The following is a 21,857-nucleotide window of genomic DNA, read 5'->3' on the forward strand; positions in this document are numbered from 1 at the left end:
ATTTTGGAAAAGACACGTAAAGCAACTACTGTCAATTGAATTTATGCTTACTATTCTTAATTTATATAATATTGTAATTCAGATTTAATAAACTGGACTAAGTGTTTCTCTATTTTTGAAGGAGTTCTATTCTTAGTTTGAATAATTCCAAGTGTTACATTAATAGGTTCATAGTTGATAATATCAACTTCTACAATTTTGCCTTCTAGAACAAAAGGGTTACTTTTAGTGGCAAAATCTGGGGCAAATCCAATGGCTGATCCATTTGCGATTAATCTTGCAATTTCTTCGGTTTGATTTGAAGAAAAAAGGATATTCAATTTTCCAAAAGCAACTTGAAAATTAGTAATAAACCATTTAATATAATCGCCATTATATAAGACTACTGTCTGCTGTAAGATTTCCTCTGGTGTTATTTTTTTCTTTTTGGCGAAAGGCGAATCGCTACTTACGTAAACCTTTAGGGTTCCATCAAGGATACTTTCGAAATTTAAATGCTCAATATTTTTTTTAATATCTTCATATATGCAGATCAGACCAATTTCAGCTTTATTCTGTTGAACCGATTCAACCGTCAGCTCAGTAATATTTTCTGAAATCTCTATCGTTAAATTTGAATATAAATTTTTAAATTCCATTAATGGTTTTAATAGATAAGTAATAAAAGCAGGTATTGTAGAAACTCTGAGATTTCCAGTATGTATATCTAAGATGTTTCTAGCCTCTTCGATCAATTCATCATATTTTAACAAAACTTCATTTGCTTTTTTTACAATTTTAGAACCTTCATATGATTGAACAACCCCATAACGAGTGCGATCGAAAATCTTTATACCTAATTCATCTTCTATTTTTTTTATATCTTGACTAATACCAGATTGACTAATATGAAGATTCTGGCCAGCTATCGAAAAAGAGCCCGTTTTAGCAACTTCAGAAAGAATCTTTAATTTTTGTATGTGCATAGGATGACCACCTTATTAGATAGATTACTATAGTAGAAATTCGTTTTGAGGATCATAAAATCCTCCAATTTTAGATATTAGTAATTGTGAACTAGATATTACAAACCTTAATTTTACTAAGTATTTGTGAAGTTATACAATTAGTTCAGATAATTCTTAATTTTTTAAATTATAAAAAATCTAACATTAACTTTCACCTGTTTTATAGTTTGAAAATTATTTTTGTGTATTTTGCAAGCGTTTTCTTGGGTGTAAGAGTGAGTGGGACAGGTCATTTTAAGTTATCTTACTTCTATTAAAAAAGGGAATGAAAATGATCGGTGACCTAGTAGCGTTAAAGCTTAATGATTCACTTTTTTACTAAATAAGAGGTAAGGCCAATTCGAAGGAAAAGGTGTTACTATAAATCCTATTTATTTAATTTTTATAAAACTATTTCTAGGAGGTTTTTAAATGCAAACGACTGTAAAAGTATTGGAATTTCCGCTTTATATTGATGGTAAATGGACACCTGCAAAAAGTGGTGAAACATTCAGCGTGAAAAATCCTGCGACTGGAGAAGTTATCGCCAAGGTCGCTAAAGCAGGAAAAGAAGATACTGAAGCTGCAATTGCTTCTGCACGTAAAGCTTTTGATTCAGGAGTATGGTCAAAAAAATCACCACAAGAAAGAGCTCAAATCTTAATTAATTTCGGGAATAAGATTGTCGAACATTCTCAGGAACTTGCATTCTTAGAAGCTATTAGCTCAGGTGCAACTGTTCGACGAATTTCAAATTTAGATATCTTATATTTAGTGGATCTGCTTCAACAAACAGCAAAGTTTACTGTTGAGTATCCATTTGTGGAGTCTCTACCAGTATTACCTTTTCCAGGACCTAGCAATAATCAGGTATGGCGAGAAGGGATTGGTGTCGTAGCTGCGATTACACCTTGGAATCTTCCAATGCTTTTAGCAATGTGGAAAATTGCGCCTGCACTAGCAATGGGGAATTCTATTGTTATTAAACCAGCTTCAAATACACCTCTTTCTACGTTGAAATTAGCAGAAATAGCTACTGAGGCTGGAATTCCAGCGGGTGTATTCAATGTTGTTTCAGGACCTGGAGCTACGGTAGGAGAAGTGCTTGCTACTCATCCTCAAGTTGATAAAATCGCCTTTACGGGATCAACAGAGGTGGGACGACGAATTATGCAATTAGCATCAGGAACTGTAAAACGCGTTACGCTTGAATTAGGTGGAAAGTCACCTTCAATCGTTTTACCAGATGCTGATCTAGATATTACAGTACCAGGTAGTTTATTTGGCTTCTGTCTTCATTCGGGACAACTTTGCGAGTCTGGCACACGACTATTAGTACATGATTCGATTTATGATGAAGTGGTTGATCGCTTAGCAAAATTGGCTTCTTCAATTACAATTGGAAACCAACTTGATATGGCGAATGGAATGGGGCCAATGGCTTCTCAGCAGCAACTTGACACGGTATTATCCTATGTTGAGACTGGGATTCAAGAAGGTGCTCGCTTAGTATGTGGTGGAAAGCGTTTAACAGGAGAAGGCTATGACCATGGCTATTTCATTGAACCTACTATCTTCGCAGATGTGGACAATAAAATGAAGATTGCTCAAGAAGAGATTTTTGGTCCTGTCCTTTGCGTAATTCGTTACTCTACGATTGAAGAAGCAATCGAAATAGCGAATGACTCAATTTTTGGATTAGCAGCTGGTATTTGGTCAAAAGATGTTAACAAAGCCCTTAAAATTTCACGTGAATTAAAAGCAGGTACAGTTTGGATTAATGACTGGCACATGTTGAGAAGTGACGCACCATTTGGTGGATATAAGCAAAGTGGTTTTGGGAGAGAACTTGGCCGTTATGCATTAGATGAGTACACGCAAGTAAAGCATGTTCATTGCTCACTTACTCCTGAACTAAGCCAAAAACCTTGGTACGGTATCTTATTATAAAATAACTAGATTTAAAAGTTACGATTATAAAATAGTAGATTAATTCAGTATGAGTTATAAAAAACAATAATAGAAAAGAGAAGGTGATCCCATGATAACGTCATTTTTTCAGTTTTCGGTTCGTACAGTTGTAAACAGTGGGGCTGGAGCTCGCTCAATGTTACCAGAAATGATTAAAGGACTTGGTGGTAAAAGAGCAGTTCTTTACGTTGATAAAGGAATAACTCAAGCAGGAATTACAGATAAAATTAAGGAACTATTTGAAGCTATACCTAGTGCAGTACAGCTAGTAGGGGTTTTTGAAGACATTGAACAGGATGCAAAAGGTGAAATCATAAATCGTGGAGCTAAGTTCTTTAAAGAATGTAATGGAGATTCATTGATTGCTGTTGGTGGAGGAAGTGTTTTAGACACAGTTAAAGCAATTAAATGGATGATTCATAATAAAGTACATGATATTCGTGAAGAACTTCTTGTTGGTAATGTGATGGAATTTTGGCCAAAAGCGCAGTATATTCCAATTCCACACGTTGCAATTGCAACGACAGCGGGAACTGGTGCGGAAGTGTCTCCAATCGCTGTAGTATTTAATGAAAAGGTAGGAATTAAAACGAACATCCTAAATACATTCATTAGTCCTGATATGGCGATTTTAGACCCGGAGCTTACAGTTGGCTTACCACCAAAAATTACAGCATTTACAGGATTTGATGCATTAACACATGCAATTGAGGCTTATTTCTCACCTCAGTCTAATCCAATGACAGATGCATATGCACTTCAAGCGATTCGTATGATTGTAGATAATTTACCTACTGCAGTTCATGAAGGGCATAACCTTGCTTCACGATCGAATATGTTAACGGCTAGTTCGATGGCAATTTCTGCGTTTAGTCTTTCTGTTAATGCGATTCCAGTTCATAATATAGCACACGTATTTGGTGCAAAATTCGGAATTCCACACGGACTAGCAAATGCAGTGTTATTACCAAATGTAATGGAATCACTTGCACCATTTTATTTAAAACGAATTCATGGCTTTGCGGAAGCGCTAGGTCTAAAGGATTTACCTGAAAAACCAGAAGAGTGCCTTGCGGAAGTTGTATTATTCATCCGTAATCTACGTGAAAAAGTCGGTCTTCCTAGTACATTCGCTGATTTTGAGGTGAATGTCGATAATATGGCTTACATTGTAGCGATGGTTCATAGCGATCCATGTGGAATATTCTTCAAAATTCCGCCTGAAGTTATTGCAAAAGTTTCCAATGAAGTAGCGGGCTCTGGCGTAGTTATTTCATAATTTTAATTATAGTTAGCAGGCACCTTCAAATAATTGATGGTGCCTCAATTATATTCAAAATTTATTAATAAAATAGGAAGAAATAATCTTACTAATCTATCTCTTGTTTTATTAATAGAATTTCAGTCAATCTCACTTAATTCAGTATTTTGCTGGATTGTGGTCTATAAAAGTATGTATTTATTAGTAGGAGGAAAATAGTAATGGGTTGGAATTTAAATGAAAGTTTAAGAAAAAGTGCAGAAAAATTTCCAAATCATAATGCAATTACATTTGAAAATAAACACATCACATATAGCGATTTATATTCACAGGTTGAATGTGTTGCTTCTAACTTAGTACAAGATGGAATCAGAAAAGGTGATAGAGTAGCCCTAGTATTAGGGAATTGTCCGGAATTTGTCATCGCCTATTATGGAATTCTACGTGCAGGTGGGGTAGTAGTACCGGTTAATCCAATTTTTACGAAGAATGAAATTTCGTATATTTTATCGAATAGCCAAGCAAAAGCTGTCATTGCAGATTCTTCAATGGAAGCGACCATTGAATCTCTTAAAGTAGAATTAAAACAAATCGAAAAACAGTATTATGTAGGGTCGAATAAAGCTGAGTTCATTTGGGAGCAGTTGATTGAAGGTAAGTCAAATGACATTGAATATCCTTTAATGATAGAAGATGATCTTGCTGTTATTTTATATACTTCTGGAACAACTGGGAAACCAAAAGGAGCTATGCTAAGTCATAAAAATATGGCATCAAATGCAGAGTCAGTTGTTAAATTAGTAGAGTTCAACGAAGATGATCGAATACTAGCTGCTTTACCAATGTTCCATGTATTTAGCATGACAGTTTGTATTAATTCACCAATTATGAGTGGGGCTACTATAGTAATTGTTCAAAGATTTCATCCTGTTGAAGTCACTAATACAATCTTTAATGAGAAAGTGACATTATTTGCCGGCGTACCAACAATGTACAGTTTCTTATATCAATTAAAGGATTATACTGACGAGCATTTCAAAAGTATCCGAGTATGTTTATCAGGTGGAGCATCGTTGCCTGTTGAATTACTTCAACGGTTTGAAGAAAAATATAAGACTACTATTTTAGAAGGATTCGGTCTTTCAGAAACAGCTCCAGTAACGGCATTTAATCCTTTAAAAGGAATCCGAAAAGTTGGTTCAGTTGGAATAGATATTCCTGGAGTAATAAACAAGGTTGTCGACAAATATGGAAAAGAAGTTCCAAGAGGAGAAATAGGTGAACTTATTGTAAAAGGTCCTAATGTAATGATTGGATATCTTGGTATGCCTGAAGCAACTTCTAATGCCATTAAAAATGACTGGTTTTATACTGGTGACTTAGCAGAAATGGATAACGATGGATATATTTTTATTGTTGATCGAATAAAGGACATGATTATTGTAAACGGATACAATGTATATCCAAGAGAAGTAGAGGAAGTAATCTATCAACACCCAGCGATTGTTGAAGTAGCGGTAATCGGAATTTCAGATAAAGATTATGGAGAAGTCGTAAAGGCATTCGTTGTATCGAATGATGAAAGTATATCGATGGATGACATCTTACATTTCTGCCAAGACAAGCTTGCAAAGTACAAGCTGCCAAAACTGGTGGAATTTAAGAAAGAATTACCTAAGAATAGTACAGGTAAGATTTTAAAAACAGCTTTAAAAGTTGAACAAGTGGAAATTAATTAGTTTAATAGATAAATTTTCTGATCTACGCATTTTTAGTTTACTACGATTTTTGGAGGTTCCTATGACAAATAACATATTAAATCAATCAATGCCCGCAACTTCTTTTACAAAAAAGGCAAATTTGGCAATATATGAAAATCTTAATTTTGATGATAAAGAGGACTTCTTTGATGCAAACAGAGGATTTATTGCACCACTAGAAGCAAAGATTATTAAAGATGATTCTGGGGAAGTTGTTTGGGACATAGAACAGTTAAACTATCTAAATGACACCGCACCAGACACAGTTAATCCAAGTTTATGGAGAAATGCACAGTTACAGGCTATATCTGGTTTGTTTGAAGTTGTAGAAGGTGTATATCAAGTTCGTGGACAATCAATGGTCACTAACTTTTTCATTGAAGGAAAACATGGAGTTATTGTCATTGATGCATTAGGAAGTACTGAATCGGCTAAGGCAGCTATGGAGTTATATTATAATCATCGACCACAAAAGCCAGTAACGGCAATCATTATAAGTCAAAGTCATGCTGACCATTTCGGTGGTATTCAAGGAGTACTAGAATATGCTGAAAACCCAAATATTCCAATTATAGTACCTCAATATTTTACAGAAGAAGCGTTAAGTGAAAATGCGCTTTTAGGCACGATCATGGCGCGTCGTGCAGAGTATCAGTTCGGTAAAAATTTACCAGACGGTACGAAAGGCTCTGTATCAATAGGTATTGGTCCAACAATGGGTTCAGGTACTTTTAGTTTTATGTTACCAAATATTGAAATTGAAGACGAAATTCAATCGATGGAAATCGATGGTGTAACTTTTAAATTTTTATTAACTCCAAACACTGAAGCACCAGCTGAAATGCATTTTTATATAAAAGATTATAAAGCATTATTCGTATCAGAGAATGCCAATAAATTAATGCATCAAATTTATACAGTAAGAGGTGCAAAAACTCGAGATGCCTTACATTGGGCAAATTCTCTCGATAAAACAATCGATTTATTTGAAAATGAAGAAATCGATGCATTACTTATGATTCATGCATGGCCTGTTTGGGAGAAACATAACGCAATGAAACATTTAAAACTGCAACGTGATTTATACAAATATATGCACGATCAGACGGTGCGTTTAGCTAACCAAGGATATACAATGGATGAAATAGCTGAAACAATCAAACTTCCAAAAGAATTAGATACTTATTGGGGAAATCGTGGGTATTATGGTACATTGAAGCATAATTCAAAAGGTATTTACAATTTTTATTTAGGTTATTATAGCGCTCATCCTTCCGATTTGGACCCATTACCTCAAGTGGAATCGGGTCATAAATATGTCGAATACATGGGTGGAGCAGATAATATTTTGAGACAAGCAAAAGCTGACTTTGAAAATGGTGAGTATCGCTGGGTAGCTCAAGTATTAAAAAATGTCGTTATGGCAGACCCAGAAAATTCAGAAGCTAAAAACTTACTAGCAGATACGTTCGAACAATTAGGATATCAAGCGGAATCGGCAAATTGGCGCAATATTTATCTAGTTGGCGCATCAGAACTAAGAAATGGAGTTAATAAAAATATTTCCCCATTAGATGTTTCTGGCGTTATTAAAAATATGCCAATAAATGAATTCCTAAAACTGGTGGCTGTTAAATTAAACGGTCCAAAAGCAGAAGGTAAAAAAATAACGATAAATTTAACATTATCAAATACTAACCAAGAGTATACTTTATTTTTAGAAAATTCTGTGTTATTTTTCAAAGCAAATAAGTTAGACGCGAAAGCAGATGTATCTCTAACAACAGATCAATTTGCATTCTATGGAATTGTTCTTGGACTTATCACACCAGAGCAAGCAGTAGCTGCTGGTAAATTAATCCTTTCGGATGATCAGTCAAAATTGAATGAGTTTTTATCGCTTTTAGATGGATTTGATCCTTATCCAAATATCGTAACACCTTAATGAATGAATTAATTTTTACACAATAAGCACCTGTTCAATCATGTTCGGTTCAAAAAAGGATTGTGCAGGTGTTTTTTCCAAAGGTATTTGCTAAAGTTATCAAAATAAAGAATGGATTTGATGAGAGGCAGGAGTTTGGATGAAAAGTTGGGCGAAATGGGTTATTTTATTTTCACTTTTTATTATGGCTATTATTAATTTTGCAGACAAATCAATTTTAGGTTTAGCTGGAATACATATTACCAAAGATTTAAACTTAACCTCTACCGAGTTTGGTATTGTAGGTAGCAGCTTTTTTTGGCTATTTTCGATATTTGGAATAATAGGTGGCTCCCTTTCGGATCGTTTTGGTACTGGAAAATCACTTGCTATTATGGCAATTATTTGGACAATCGCGCAATCTATGGCTTTGTTTGCATCAAGCATACCTATTTTAATATTAAGTAGATTATTATTGGGGGCAGGAGAAGGTGCATTTCTAGCAACGGCAATTAGCCATATAAGTAAATGGTTTAAACCAGAATCACGTGGATTCGCAATTTCTATCATTAATTTTGGAAATGTTGTTGGGATAGCTGTTACTGCTCCTATTATAGTTTCGCTAATATCAAATTATGGTTGGAGACAAGCATTTTTTATTTCTGGTATTTTTAGCTTCGTCTGGTTCATTGCTTGGCTTTGGTTAGGAAGAATGAAACCAACTGTTTCCATTAAAGAAGAAGTAAATATTTTTGAAAATAAAAATGAGAAAAACAAGAAAGATATGTGGGAAGCTTTACGATCTCCTATTTTTATAATTACAACCTTAGTTGCATTTATTGCCTATTCGTTCATTGTTTTTGGACTTACTTTTAATCCTTCATATCTAATAAAAGTAAAAGGGTTATCTGAACAACAGTCAGCAACAGTTATTGCTATTTCTGGATTAATTGGAGCCGTCTTATCAATCGTCTTATCCATCATTTCAGATCGTTTATACAAAAAAACAGAAAGTTTATGTAAGGCGCGTACCTTATTTACTGCCATTTGTGTGTTACTAGCAGGAATTTTGTACTCACTGTATCCACTTTTAAACGGGGTGGGTTCAATCATCATCGTACTTTCATTAGTAAATACACTTGTGGTGACTGTAAATACTCTTAACCCTGCTGTAGTAATTAGTTTACTTCCACAGCGAAGAGGTGTTATGACAGGAACCTATTTTGGAATAATGACTTCATCAGGTATAATTACTCCAATTATTTTTGGAAAACTTATTCAAGATTCTGGTACAAATATAGCAGGTGGCTATAGCATAGCAATTTTGGGAATATCAATTGCATTGGCAATTGCAGGGTTATTAATATTCCTTTTCGGAAGCAGAAATCAAAAAGTTTCAACAGTTAAAGATAATAAGCTAGTGAACCTCTAAAGAGAGTCGGATAAAAGAATCAAAGGAATCTCAACGCTTGTGGTTGCTATTTTCGGAAATTTTTAGCGTTTTGATCGGATCATTCCAACTAAAAAGATGATGTGAACGAGGAAACTAAAAGGTAATTTTAAATACAAGTGATATAAAAAAATGAGACGGCTTTTAGTTGGGATTATACAAATGAAAATGCTCAAACTCTTGTATTTTAAGGGTTTGAGCTTATTTAATTTTAATTAGTTTATCTTTTATATAATTAAAGTTTTTTAGTTTATAGTAGTAAGTCAAAAAAGAATAATTTAAATTGAATATTTATTATGCATTTTTAGATACTAAATAAGATGGTATAAAGTTGATTCGAGGTGAAATATGAATAGCGCATTACAAGATTTTACCAAGGGCCTGAATAAAAATATAAAAAAGGTAAAAGAAGAGTTACATGATACGCCTGAATTATATGTGAGACAGATTCAATTGGACGCAAATGGAGACAACATTGGTGCATTATTGTATATAGATGGGATTGTTAATACAGAGCTAATTCGGGAGAGTATTATTGAACCTTTACATAGTATTCGAATCAAGGATAAAGAAACCTTTATGAATACGTTAGCATGTTATCATATTCGTTCAGAAAACGTCGAGGTAATAACATCAATTTCTTCCTCAATTGAAGGGATTCTCAGTGGCAAAACACTTGTTTTAATTGATGGGTTTGAAAGTGGCATACTTGTTGATACAGCACAATGGCAGCAACGATCGGTCGAACAGAGTGTAAGACAACGCAATATTTATGGACCGTTGATTTCTTTCTCGGAACAATTGAAAGTGAACTTAAATTTACTTCATAGTATGATTCAATCTCCTACATTTATGGTAGAAAAAAAGAAACTCGGAAGGGTCGCAAAAACAGATATAGCAATTGTTTATTTAACTGATCGAGTTGATCAAATTGCTTTGAAAGAAGTTCATAATAGAATTGACTCATTACATGTTGATTATGTACTTGAGTCAAGAGTAGTTGAATTAGCAATTGAAGGAACACAGAAAACATTTTTTCCACTGTCTTTTATAACTGAGTTGCCAGATGCTGTAGCTTCCGCATTGTATGAAGGAAGAATTGCAATTTTGGTAAACGGCACCCCAACCGCATCAATTGTACCAAATGTATTCGTTCAATACTTTCAGCAACCAAGTGACTATTATGTTAAACAAATAAAGTTAAGCGTTCGCCTTATGACAATAATAAGTTTTCTGGTAACAATCTTGTTTCCTGGATTTTATCTTGCATTTGCAAAATTTCATGACAATTTGGTATCAAAAGAAATTCATAAAAAGTTTTTTGAACAAACGATTACCATTTTGCCTTTGTGGGCTGAAGTATTCTTTCTACTCCTTTTGTTACAATTATTAGGAATTGGTTCATATAAAATCTCAAGGGAAATGATGCTAGTAGTTTCATTAATCTCAACAATTACAATTGGTACGACAGCAGTAGATGCTAAGCTAGTTCACCCTATTAGTCTCATCGTTGCGGGGATAGCTTATCTTACGAGCACTATGCTTACAGTTGGGACATTACAGGGTAGCCTTCAACCTATACGATATATTTTTATTTTTATAGGGAATTTTTTCGGTTTCACAGGTATGGCTATTGGATTGTTAATTTTGGTTATACATATGTCTCGTTTACGTTCAGTTGGTGTTCCATATCTAGCACCGATCATTCCTTTTAATTTTAAAGAATTTAAAGATGTTTTTTATAGGGGAGATTTACGAAAATTAATAAATAGTCCACACAAATATCCTCATGATAAAAAGGAAAAAAGTTAGACAAAAAAACCAAATTATTTGATTTGGTTTTTTTGTCTAAAGAATTAAGTAAATAGTTTAAAGAAAATCGAATGCTATTTAATTTAAACAATAACACAACTCAGATTTAAGAAATTGGATTAAGTGCTTTTCAATTTTTGAAGGACGTTTAGCCTTTGAACGAACTAAACCTAGAGCCACATTTTTTTGTTCATAATTTAAAATCTCAACTTCAACAATTTTTTCATTTAATACATAAGGATTATTCTTCATCACAAAATCTGGAGCAAAACCAATCCCAAAGCCATTAGATGTTGTTCGTAATAGTTCTTCAACATTGTTTGAAGAAAATAAAATATTTAATTTTCCAAAGGCAGCTTGAAAATTTGTAACAAACCATTTTAAATAATCACCGTTATATAAGACTACCTTTTGTTCTACTAATTCCTCTGGAGTAATTGTTTTTGAAATTGCATATGGAGAATTATTACTTACATAGACTTTCATTTTTCCTTCTAATATGACATCAACATTTATATCTTTTATCTGCTCTAATATTTCTCCGTAGATAACGACAAGTCCAATATCAGCTTTATTTTGTTGAATAAATTCAAGTGTCCGTTCTGAAAAGTTTTCTACGATTTCGATAGTTGAATCTGGATGAATATCTTTAAATTCCATTAATGGTTTTAGTAAATATGTAATAAGAGCTGGAATGGTAGATACGCGTAGTTCAGCAGACTGTATCTTCAAACTACTTCGTGCTTCCTCAAGAAATTCATCATACTTCATCAAAATTTCATATGCTTTTTTTATGATTTTAGATCCATCTTCAGTTACATTAACGCCTAATCTAGAACGCTCGAATAGTTTAATCCCAAGTTCTTCTTCTATCTTAGAAATAGCCTGACTTATACCAGATTGGCTTACATGTAAGTTTTCTGCAGCAGTTGAAATAGAACCAGTTTTAGCAACTTCAACAAGAAACTCTAGTTTTTGAATATGCATGTTTTGCCACCTTTTTACATAAACCCTTTTAAATTAAGGAGTCATGTTATTTTTGAAAATTACTTTAATTTTTTAAATTAAAAAACGTGAACATACTATTAAAAACATCAATATTACTTAATATTTTAGTGGTTTTATACTTTAGGTTATTATTTTAAATATTCGTAAAATTAAAGATGCAAAAGTCTTTGAAGCTTTTTGTATAGATTAATGTTCTATGAAATCTCCTTTTTTTGCAAGCGTTTTCTTTCGCTTGGCATTTTGGTAAAAAATTACTAGAGCAAGAACGGACATAACCTATCTAAAAAATCAGAAAAGAGGAAAATTAATGTCAAAAAGCAATTTAATAATAAAAATAGCAGTACCAATTGCACTGGCATTATTATTAAGTACTAGTTTGACATATGCTGCATCAATTCATCAAAAGCCAAATTCTGTTTCAAAAACAACATTTTTGGCAAATAAAGCAGTATACAATGAACTGAATTTTGCTGATAAACAAGATTTCGAAGATGCTCATAAAGGCTTTATTGCACCTTTAAATACTATTCCAATTAGAAATGAGTTGGGAGATGTAATTTGGGATAATAGCCGATATTCGTTTATTAGAGAAGATAAGACGGCAGCTTGGACTGTTAATCCTAGTTTATGGAGACAAGCTCAATTACAAAATACATCTGGTTTATTTAAAGTAGTAGATGGTGTTTATCAAGTTCGAGGTCAAGATTTATCTGTTATGACAATTATAGAAGGGAAAACTGGGGTAATCGTTTTGGATACACTTTCAACAATTGAAACAGCAAAAGAAGCGATGGAGTTATATTTTGCAAATCGACCTAAACATCCGGTTAGTGCCATTGTAATTAGTCATAGTCATGCCGATCACTTTGGTGGTATTAAAGGTGTTGCAGGGTTTGCAACAAATCCTGCAACAGTTCCGATTATTGTGCCTGACAGATATTCTGAAGAGGCACTCAGTGAAAACGTACTTTTGGGTAATATAATGGCTCGGCGAGCAAGCTATCAGTTTGGTAACCTTTTACCTACAAATGAAAAAGGGTTTGTAACTGCAGGGATCGGACCAGGACTAAGCACTGGAACTTTTAGTTACTTACCACCAACAGTAGAAATAAAGAACCATGTCCAAACAATGGATATTGATGGGATTACGTTTAAGTTTTTATTAACTTTAGATACAGAGGCACCTTCAGAAATGCATTACTATATAAAAGAGTATAAAACGTTAGTAGTAGCAGAAAATACTGGTCATACATTACATAATATATACACATTAAGGGGAGCTAAGACTCGTGATGCATTAAAATGGGTAGTTGCGCTAAATGAAACGATTGATGAGTTTGGAAGCGAAGATATAGACTCAATGGTTACTTCACATAGCTGGCCATTATGGGGCAAAGATCGCGTGATTGTGCAACTGACAAAACAAAGAGATTTATATAAATATATTCATGATCAAACTATACGTATGGCTAATTTAGGATATACATCTGATCAAATTGCAGATAAGATCAAACTTCCTAAAAGCTTAGCTGCTTATTGGGCTAACCGAGGCTATTATGGAAACTTAAAACAAAATGTGAAGGCTGTTTATAATTTCTATTTAGGTAATTTCAGTGGTAATCCATCTGATTTAGATACACTTCCAGAAGATACTGCAGGTGCAAAATATGTACAGTATATGGGAGGAGCAAAAAAAGTAATTAAACAAGCGAAAGCTGACTATGACAAAGGTCAATATCCCTGGGTTGCTCAAGTATTAAAACATGTAGTAATGTCTAATCCAAAAAATATAGAAGCTAAAAACTTACTTGACAATGCATACGAACAATTAGGATACCAAGCAGAATCATCAGTTTGGCGCAACTTCTACTTAACGGGAGCACAGGAGTTAAGAAATGGTGTTGTGAAGGACGATTCAAAACGGTTTAATCCGATGAATATGGATATATTATTAAATATGCCAGTTAAAGATTTCTTAAACTTCTTATCAATTAAACTTAATGGCACAAAGGCAGATCATAAAAACCTTACATTCAATGTTTCATTATCGGATGTAAAAACGAAATACACGATTCACGTGGGAAATTCAGTTTTAAATTTTAAAGAGGGTTCAATAGCTTCAAATCCAGATGCTTCAATAACTGTAGATAAAGTAACATTTTATCAAATCGCTCTTGGCCTTACTGATCTTGAACAAACTGTAGCAGGTGGAAAGGTCTCTATTACTGGTAGTAAAGATAAATTTAAAGAATTATTGTCACTTTTGGATAAGTTTGATCCTTGGACAAATATCGTGACGCCTAAATAGAACGATCATTTGATCGAATAATAAAAAGCTCAAACTCTGTTATCTCAAGGGTTTGAGTTTTTTTCTTTTGGTTATGCCAAAAACTACCTGTTATTTTAGTCAATTATTTTTGTGATTAACGATTCATTATTTTGCGATATTATATACGAAAATTAGTAATGCTTATTTTATAAAATTATGTATAATTTTGCCTTTATTTATCACATGAAAAGCAGACAACTTAAATGTTTTTTCGACAGGTACTAATGGGGAATTCATCTTCTAATCTATTCTGAAATAATATAAAACTACCTTGAATAGACAATATTATTTTTTTGTTTAACTTTTCCAGTAAAATTCCCCCAAGTTTATTAGAGATATATTTTTATTCAAGTTCTACTAAATTCATATTTTTACATATTTTAATGATTTTCGACTTTTAAACACAAAATCTGACAGCGGAATCCGAGGATAATTGGTCTTTGCTAAAGGAAATCTGCATGAGTAAACATAAATTTCCCCCAATTTACTGCAAATATAAGCTTAAGTACAATAAGGATAATAAGTTTAATTATTAAGAAAATTCTTGATAATTTAGTTTGTGACTTGGATATTGATTGAACAAGTGAACTTCACTAATAGATTGTTCAGTCAAGGGGGGAGGAAACATGAAACATAGAAAAAGGTTATTGAAAAAAATGTCGTATATGGCGATCTTCGGCCTAGTGATGTCAAATATTAATTTTGTCTTTGCAGAAGAAAATAGCCAAAATAATCCACGTAATGTAAAAGACCCTGAACCAGAAGCGGGTATAGTTGTTACGAATAGTAAAGGTAGCTTAAATTCGCCGAATTTGTCCCAAAAAGATCTCGATGCTTTGATTGAGAAAGGTAAAAAAAGTATTGATGCAGCAGCCGATAGGGAAATGAAAAAGAAACTTGCTGATTTGGCGAATTTATCGAATATAGAAGCTCATAATCCAGATGAAAATGTTTCGGTTATTGTTCAACTCAAAGGTAAAACGGTTTCTGAAATGACTGACGATCAAAATGTAGGAATTAATCAACTATCTTTAAGTGAAGCGAAGGATAATGTACAAAAGGACATCGAAACGAAAAAAAGCGAGATTATGAACAAACTCTCTGGAGGTAAATCTAAGAGTATTAGTAAAATAAAATTTAAACATGATTTTGAAAATATATTTAAAGGCTTTAGCGTCGATAATATAAAATTTTCAGATATTGATTATATTAAATCATTACCAGATGTACAAGCTGTTACATTACAACAAACTTTTACGCCAGCTGTTAATCAGCAGCACGATTTGACAGGAATTAAAAATCTTTGGGACGGTTCTTCTTTAGGAAAACCGATTGGGTATAAAGGTGAAGGAATGCTTATCGCGATCGTTGATACGGGCGTTGATTATACGCATGAAGCTTTTCCTGATCCAAAAGATATGAGTAAAGCAAAAATTAAAAAGGGGAAGTTTAAGCGAGACGATGGTTCAATTTCGCTAAAGGTTGTAGATGGCTATAACTGGGCTGATCAAAACGACGATATCATTCCACGAGTAGAAGACCCGAATAATGCAACTAGTTCACACGGAGTGCACGTGGCAGGAATTGCAGCCGGATCGGGCCCAGTGGTTCAAGGGGTAGCACCAGAAGCACAAATTATTGCAGAAAAAGTGTTCTCTGACCATCAAGCAGGTGCATTAACAGAAGATATCATTAAAGGGATTGACCATGCATCAGCACTTGGTGCAGACGTCATAAATATGAGTTTAGGGTCATCGTCTTCGTTCGATACAAGAGATGTAAACGACCCATTAGGAATTGCCATCCGAAATGCAACAGATGAAGGACATGTAGTCGTAGTTGCTGCAGGAAACGCATCAAATGCATACGCTGACCGCCAAGGCGGTGTGGGACAAAGTATCAAACTAGGTCAAACACCTGATTTAAACAAAATCGGAAATCCAGGTGTGTACCCAGATTCATTCACGGTAGCGGCAGCAAATAATATCGTCTCAAAACATACGTATGAGTTTAAAGCAGGCGAAGTGAATTTTTCAGGAGAAGGATTAGACGATTGGCACTGGACTCTTGATAAAAACAAAGTCTATTCAATGGTTTCTCTCGGAAAAGATGCCCAAGGGAACGATCGTCTTGGAGCACCTTCTGACTACGATGGAATCGATGTGACGGGTAAGATAGTTTTAATCAAACGTGGTACGCTTAATTTTGCAGAGAAAGTTGAAAACGCAAAATTAAAAGGTGCAGCAGGAGTGATTGTCTACAATTCGGATCCAAACAAACCAGCGCCAGATCCACAAGGATTTGGAACAATTCCATTTACATTTATTAGTTATGAAGACGGAACAGCACTTCAAGCAGTATTTGATGAACTATCTTGTGGCGGTGGAGGCATCGGCATCGGCATTGGCCCAATGGACACATGTGGCGGTGGCGGAATCGATATTGGTCCAATGAGCGCGGAACCTGTTTCAATTGATTTCACGATTGGAAACGAAAAAATTGGTTCAGCGTTTGCAGAATCAAACCCAGGCCAACCAACTGATTTTACGTCATGGGGAACAACAAGTGATTTATTGTTAAAACCAGAAATCATGGCACCAGGTCATGCGATCGTTTCGTCGGTTCGTACAGGTGATGCGAATAAGCACAACGGGTACGAAAGTGAAGACGGCACATCGATGGCAGCTCCTTATGTAGCAGGTGCAGTGGCAGACGTAATGCAAGCACTAATTGCAAAAGGGTACAAACCCGGCACGCGTTCATTTGCCCAGTTAACAAAGAATCTACTAATGAATACGTCAATTCCGGCGAAACGTGATTTTATCAATGAAAGTAATTCAGCAAATCGTACGGATTATATGACAGAATACCAACCAAGACGACAAGGCGCGGGAATGATTCGTCCAGACTTAGCGGTCAAATCACCAGTCGTTGTTGCAGGAACAAACGGAACAAGCAGTATTTCGTTAAAAGAGATTGGTCAATCTTCAACTTACACGCTAGTTGTGACGAATCTGACAAACAATGCGGTGACGTACAAACTAAATGGCACCGTGATGACAGATCTATTAAAGGATGCATCGAAAGCGAATTCAGATAACATTCGTAGTCGTTACCTTAACGATGCGAAGTTGTCATTTGATGCAAACAGCATCACGATTCCAGCGAACGGGACAAAGCGCGTAACGGTTAGTTTATCACTTGGTGCGTCTGCTCTTAAAAATACCTTTATTGAAGGGTATGTGTACCTTGAGCCAACGGATTCAAACCAACCGACGTTAAACGTTCCATATAACGGGTTTTACGGGGATTGGGATGAGCCGAGAATCATTGACACAAAAGACACAACGAATGTGTGGAGTAACTCAGGCGGTGGCACACAACTAGCTATCCAAGCTGGCGGTTTGACATTTGGCTATAGCGAACTGTTTGGTGAGCCAACCACGCCAGCGCAGAAAGCACTTGGTGACAAGTTTTATGTGTATGGTCCAGGTTTCTATCCTGCACCGGCTATCTCGTTATTACGTGATGCACGAAACTTGAAGATTGATGTAGTGGATAAAGACCACAACGTGGTATCACACCTTGCCAATGACGAATGGCTTGTGAAAGGTGATCCATATAGTGGAGGATTCCCAGCTCAAGTCCAACCAAACTGGGTTTGGTATGGCTATAATCAAGGTATCGATCAACCGGATGGACAGTATTATTTTGCCATGACAGCGACAGCTGACGGTGAAAACACAAAACCGCAGCCAACAGTTTATCTACCAATGTACAAAGATACAACGGCACCAAAAATGAATTTACTTCGTTCAAACGACTATGACGAAAAAACGAAGCCAGAAACAACAAATACGAATTCCTATACAGTCCACTGGACGATGGATGATGGTGACGCTGGAAATGTCGACGGAAGCGTCTACTTGGCGGTAAATGGAAGTGAGCCGTGGACAACTTACCAACAAGATGTCAAACAAAATAGTGATGGTTCATACGAATTAAAGGTTCCTGACTTAAACGAAGGACTAAATGCCATTACGATTGCGCCGGTAGATAAATCCGGAAATAAAGGCGAAGAGCATACGGTGATTGTTAAGAAAACAACGAAACATGTCTGGATTGATATCAACTCAGCGACACTTGGTAACAACATTCCAAGTCATTACTGGGATGAAAACGGCAAACCAGGTGATGAATTTAGCTTAAACTTTGGAGCATTTGGTCCAAAAAATAGCGTGAAAAAATTCCAAGCAATCTTATTGAAAGATTATTACGACAACTCGACAATCATTGGTTCACCAGTTGATTTAGACGTCAATGAACTCGTGACGGAAACGCCTGCGTATGGTGACTATAGTGAGTACAAGTTCAACGGAAAATTCACAATTCCAACAGACTTACCAAAAGGTGAATATTACGTGAAGTTCGTTCCATTAAATGACGGAGATAAATGGGATGATCAAGAAGTTCCTGCAATCGGCATTAAAACGTATGTCGATACAGAAGCTCCTTCGATTACCGTGAACCCGACGAAAATGAATGCTTATGTTGAACAAGCAGGTGATTCACCAGCTGTAATGATCAATACAACTGTTCAAGATACGGTAGCCAATTCAAGAGGATTCAAAGTCGAAGTAGCAGCTGATGGACAAGCGCCAAAAACAATGGGTAGTGTGCCGAATTCGTCAACGGCAAGTAAAGAATTCCGTTATCCACTTGTATTGAATAATGGCGTTCATACGATTGAGTTAACCGCAACGGATCGAGTAGGAAATATACGAACGTCAACATTTACTGTCAACGTTCAAAGTGACAAAGTAACGGTAACAAATGCCGGAACATCAACAGACGTGTCAATCAAAGTTGCGCCGTTTAAAGATGACACACGTCAACAAGAAATCAAATTGGAATATCCCGAGTACAGAGCAGAAGGGTTTGACCCAGCCGTGAGTGGTTACCTGGTTTCCCCTTACGGAAATACGAAAAACTATTCATACAATCCAGATTTAGCCCCAGTCCTGTTAGTTGGAAATGAACAAAATGTGGCAACTTTGGGGTATGTGCCAAATGCGATTCCATCATGGAATCTACCAATTGGGGATGTGTATAGTTTTAATAGAGTACCAGTTGGATACCAAGATCCTGGAAGTATCCCACAAGGAGAAAGCGAATTTCCAGTGACGATGATTGACTATTTAGGTCATGAAAAAACGATCATGGTGCCTGTTCACAAAAATTCGTATATTCCAAAAGTAAAGTTTGACGAAGGGATTATTGATGATACGGGCACAGCAACGTTCTTTACGTATGATTCAACGTTTACCGTAAACGGAAGCGTGACGGCAGTTGGAATGAACTTCTACGCGGAATGGGTCGATTGGAGACGAGGATTTGCGGGAGAAACGAACTTTTATAAAAACTTGTTTGATCCAACGTCAGCATGGAGAAATGGTCCATATGATAGTCCAACGGGAGACATCCCAGAGGGTTACAACTATGCACCTGGTGTAAAACGATTTAGTATGCCAACGGGCGAGTTAAAACCAGGTCCAAATATGTTTGAAATTGATGGCGGTAGTACGCTCGGTGAAAACCCTGCTGTTTCATTTGTGGGGAATCATCCAATTGCATTCAATGTTATTGTGTATCGTCTTGGAGCAGCTGAAAATGCGGACCAAGTACTTGCGACAATGGCTGCAGACAAATTGGCTTGGGATACGATTAAAGGGTCAAACACAGTACAAACAAACGTGTTGAGTCATTTGTCTCTTCCAACTGTAAGTGTTGAAAACAAAGCAGAAATTTCTTGGAGAAGTAGTGACGAATCCATTATCACACCAGACGGTCAAGTGTACCGACCTGAAGTGGATACAAATGTGACACTTACAGCGATCACAAAAGTTGGTAACGCAACAGGTACAAAAACATTCACGGTCACAGTAAAAGCGAGAAACAAGGATGATCGATCTGCAGTCGCAGAAGATGCATCAATCATAACATGGGACATCATTCGCGGGGCTAATACAAGCGAAACTGATGTGTCACAAGCACTAAACTTACCAACAATTGGTTCGAATGGAACAAAAATTTCGTGGACATCTGATGACACGTCACACATTACGAATCAAGGTCGCGTGTACCTCCCATTATTTGACGAAGGCGATGCGCACGTTGAACTCGTAGCAAAAATGACACGAAACAGCCAAACAATCTACAAAACGTTCAACTTAGTTGTCTTAAAAGACACGAAAAACAGCGACAGAACGAAAGTATTACGTGTGTATCAAGGATTAACAAACGATAAGTTACTAGGTGAAAATGAAACGGACATGGATGTGACAAAAGATTTAACATTCCCAACCACATTTGGCCCAGACAATGTGCCGATCGAATGGGAATCAGAAGCACCAAGCGTGATCGCAAATGATGGAAAAGTCACAAGACCGGCACAAAACCAGTACATTCGAGTGGTTGCTTATTTCAAATTAGGCGAAGCACGTATGGCAAAAGAATTTTATTTCTTTGTAAGAAGTCAAGATACAAATGATGAACCAGCTGTTTTGGCAGCAAAATCTTCAATCGTTTGGAATCTGATTAAGGGCAACAATTCAGATCAAAATTCTGTCACATCTAATTTGAATTTACCAACAAAAGGTACTAACGATACTACGATTAGTTGGTCTTCAAGTGATGCTTCTGTTATTAAAGGAGATGGTACAGTAATTCCTCCTTATTTTGAGGATGGTGATCGTCCAATTACTTTAACCGCGACAATTACTAAAGGAAAAGCGATTACGACAAAAGAATTTGCTCTGACGGTTATAAAAAGAGAACATATCGAAACAACTGTTAATAGAATTGATGACAATGACACAACAATTTCTGGTACTGCGCAACAAGATGCAAATATTATCGTAAAAGATAAATTTGGTATTGTCGCATCAGGAAAAGTAAATTCGGAAGGTAAATTCGAAATTGAAATTAGTCCACAAAAAGCAGGCACTACATTAACAATAGAAGTAAAAGGTATGACAGGATTCCAAAAAACATTATTAACAATTGTTTTAGATCGTACACCTCCAAGTGCACCAATAATTGATTTAATTGATAATAATGATAATTTTGTAACTGGTAAAACAGAAGCTAACGCAACTATCATAATTAAAATTCAAGACAACGTAATAGCAACTGAACAAGCAGACTCAAAAGGATCATTCAAAATTAAAATTGGTAAGCAAAAAGCCGGAACTGTCCTGACTGTATATTCCAAAGATAGTGCAGGGAACCAGAGTTCTGCAACTAAAGTAACAGTGTTGACTAAAAAATAAGTAAAGTATTTAAATTTATTAAAAA

The 21,857-nt window shown here is 35.5% G+C and carries 10 protein-coding genes; 8 read left to right on the top strand and 2 right to left on the bottom strand.

All coding sequences use genetic code 11. The annotated features are described in order from the left end of the window. Nucleotides 1-56 precede the first annotated feature (56 nt). Nucleotides 57-965 carry a LysR family transcriptional regulator gene (locus B7R65_RS09935; protein ID WP_088042601.1) on the bottom strand — a complete coding sequence of 303 codons (909 nt, stop codon included), beginning with the start codon at nucleotides 963-965 and terminating at the stop codon, nucleotides 57-59. 453 nt (nucleotides 966-1,418) lie between these two features. Here B7R65_RS09935 and B7R65_RS09940 point away from each other — a divergent pair, with 453 nt between their 5' ends. From B7R65_RS09940 to B7R65_RS09965, 6 genes are all read left to right on the top strand, one after another. Beyond that, nucleotides 1,419-2,936, top strand: a complete 1,518-nt coding sequence (locus tag B7R65_RS09940; protein WP_088042602.1) for an aldehyde dehydrogenase family protein — start codon at nucleotides 1,419-1,421, stop codon at nucleotides 2,934-2,936. Nucleotides 2,937-3,027: 91 nt separating this feature from the next. Next, nucleotides 3,028-4,236 (top strand): iron-containing alcohol dehydrogenase, encoded by a 1,209-nt coding sequence (locus B7R65_RS09945; RefSeq protein WP_088042603.1) that lies wholly within the window; start codon nucleotides 3,028-3,030, stop codon nucleotides 4,234-4,236. Nucleotides 4,237-4,439: 203 nt separating this feature from the next. Next, a complete protein-coding gene (locus B7R65_RS09950; protein ID WP_088042604.1) occupies nucleotides 4,440-5,957 on the top strand; it encodes a long-chain-fatty-acid--CoA ligase in 1,518 nt (505 codons plus the stop codon). A gap of 61 nt (nucleotides 5,958-6,018) precedes the next feature. Further along, complete coding sequence (locus B7R65_RS09955) at nucleotides 6,019-7,923, top strand: alkyl/aryl-sulfatase (RefSeq protein WP_088042605.1); 1,905 nt, start codon at nucleotides 6,019-6,021, stop codon at nucleotides 7,921-7,923. 139 nt (nucleotides 7,924-8,062) lie between these two features. After that, the gene (locus B7R65_RS09960; RefSeq protein ID WP_088042606.1) at nucleotides 8,063-9,334 is read left to right on the top strand and encodes an MFS transporter; all 1,272 of its coding nucleotides are present in this window, start codon (nucleotides 8,063-8,065) and stop codon (nucleotides 9,332-9,334) included. Between the two features lie 366 nt (nucleotides 9,335-9,700). After that, nucleotides 9,701-11,164, top strand: a complete 1,464-nt coding sequence (locus B7R65_RS09965; RefSeq protein ID WP_088042607.1) for a spore germination protein — start codon at nucleotides 9,701-9,703, stop codon at nucleotides 11,162-11,164. 78 nt (nucleotides 11,165-11,242) lie between these two features. Here B7R65_RS09965 and B7R65_RS09970 read toward each other — a convergent pair whose 3' ends face one another. Further along, nucleotides 11,243-12,151 (bottom strand): LysR family transcriptional regulator, encoded by a 909-nt coding sequence (locus tag B7R65_RS09970; protein ID WP_088042608.1) that lies wholly within the window; start codon nucleotides 12,149-12,151, stop codon nucleotides 11,243-11,245. A 328-nt stretch (nucleotides 12,152-12,479) separates the two neighbouring features. Here B7R65_RS09970 and B7R65_RS09975 point away from each other — a divergent pair, with 328 nt between their 5' ends. After that, a complete protein-coding gene (locus B7R65_RS09975; protein ID WP_088042609.1) occupies nucleotides 12,480-14,480 on the top strand; it encodes an alkyl/aryl-sulfatase in 2,001 nt (666 codons plus the stop codon). Between the two features lie 647 nt (nucleotides 14,481-15,127). After that, nucleotides 15,128-21,832: an immunoglobulin-like domain-containing protein gene (locus B7R65_RS09980; protein WP_088042610.1), complete on the top strand. Its 6,705-nt coding sequence runs from the start codon at nucleotides 15,128-15,130 to the stop codon at nucleotides 21,830-21,832. Nucleotides 21,833-21,857 lie beyond the last annotated feature (25 nt).

This window comes from Bacillus sp. EAC (assembly GCF_002156875.1).
GTDB lineage: Bacteria > Bacillota > Bacilli > Bacillales > Bacillaceae_G > Gottfriedia.

Bases quoted from the DNA above. Each gene is read 5' to 3' on its own strand.
- B7R65_RS09965 (WP_088042607.1), top strand. From the start codon at position 9,701: ATGAATAGCGCATTACAAGATTTTACCAAGGGCCTGAATAAAAATATA.
- B7R65_RS09955 (WP_088042605.1), top strand. From the start codon at position 6,019: ATGACAAATAACATATTAAATCAATCAATGCCCGCAACTTCTTTTACA.
- B7R65_RS09950 (WP_088042604.1), top strand. From the start codon at position 4,440: ATGGGTTGGAATTTAAATGAAAGTTTAAGAAAAAGTGCAGAAAAATTT.
- B7R65_RS09975 (WP_088042609.1), top strand. From the start codon at position 12,480: ATGTCAAAAAGCAATTTAATAATAAAAATAGCAGTACCAATTGCACTG.
- B7R65_RS09970 (WP_088042608.1), bottom strand. From the start codon at position 12,151: ATGCATATTCAAAAACTAGAGTTTCTTGTTGAAGTTGCTAAAACTGGT.
- B7R65_RS09945 (WP_088042603.1), top strand. From the start codon at position 3,028: ATGATAACGTCATTTTTTCAGTTTTCGGTTCGTACAGTTGTAAACAGT.
- B7R65_RS09960 (WP_088042606.1), top strand. From the start codon at position 8,063: ATGAAAAGTTGGGCGAAATGGGTTATTTTATTTTCACTTTTTATTATG.
- B7R65_RS09940 (WP_088042602.1), top strand. From the start codon at position 1,419: ATGCAAACGACTGTAAAAGTATTGGAATTTCCGCTTTATATTGATGGT.
- B7R65_RS09935 (WP_088042601.1), bottom strand. From the start codon at position 965: ATGCACATACAAAAATTAAAGATTCTTTCTGAAGTTGCTAAAACGGGC.
- B7R65_RS09980 (WP_088042610.1), top strand. From the start codon at position 15,128: ATGAAACATAGAAAAAGGTTATTGAAAAAAATGTCGTATATGGCGATC.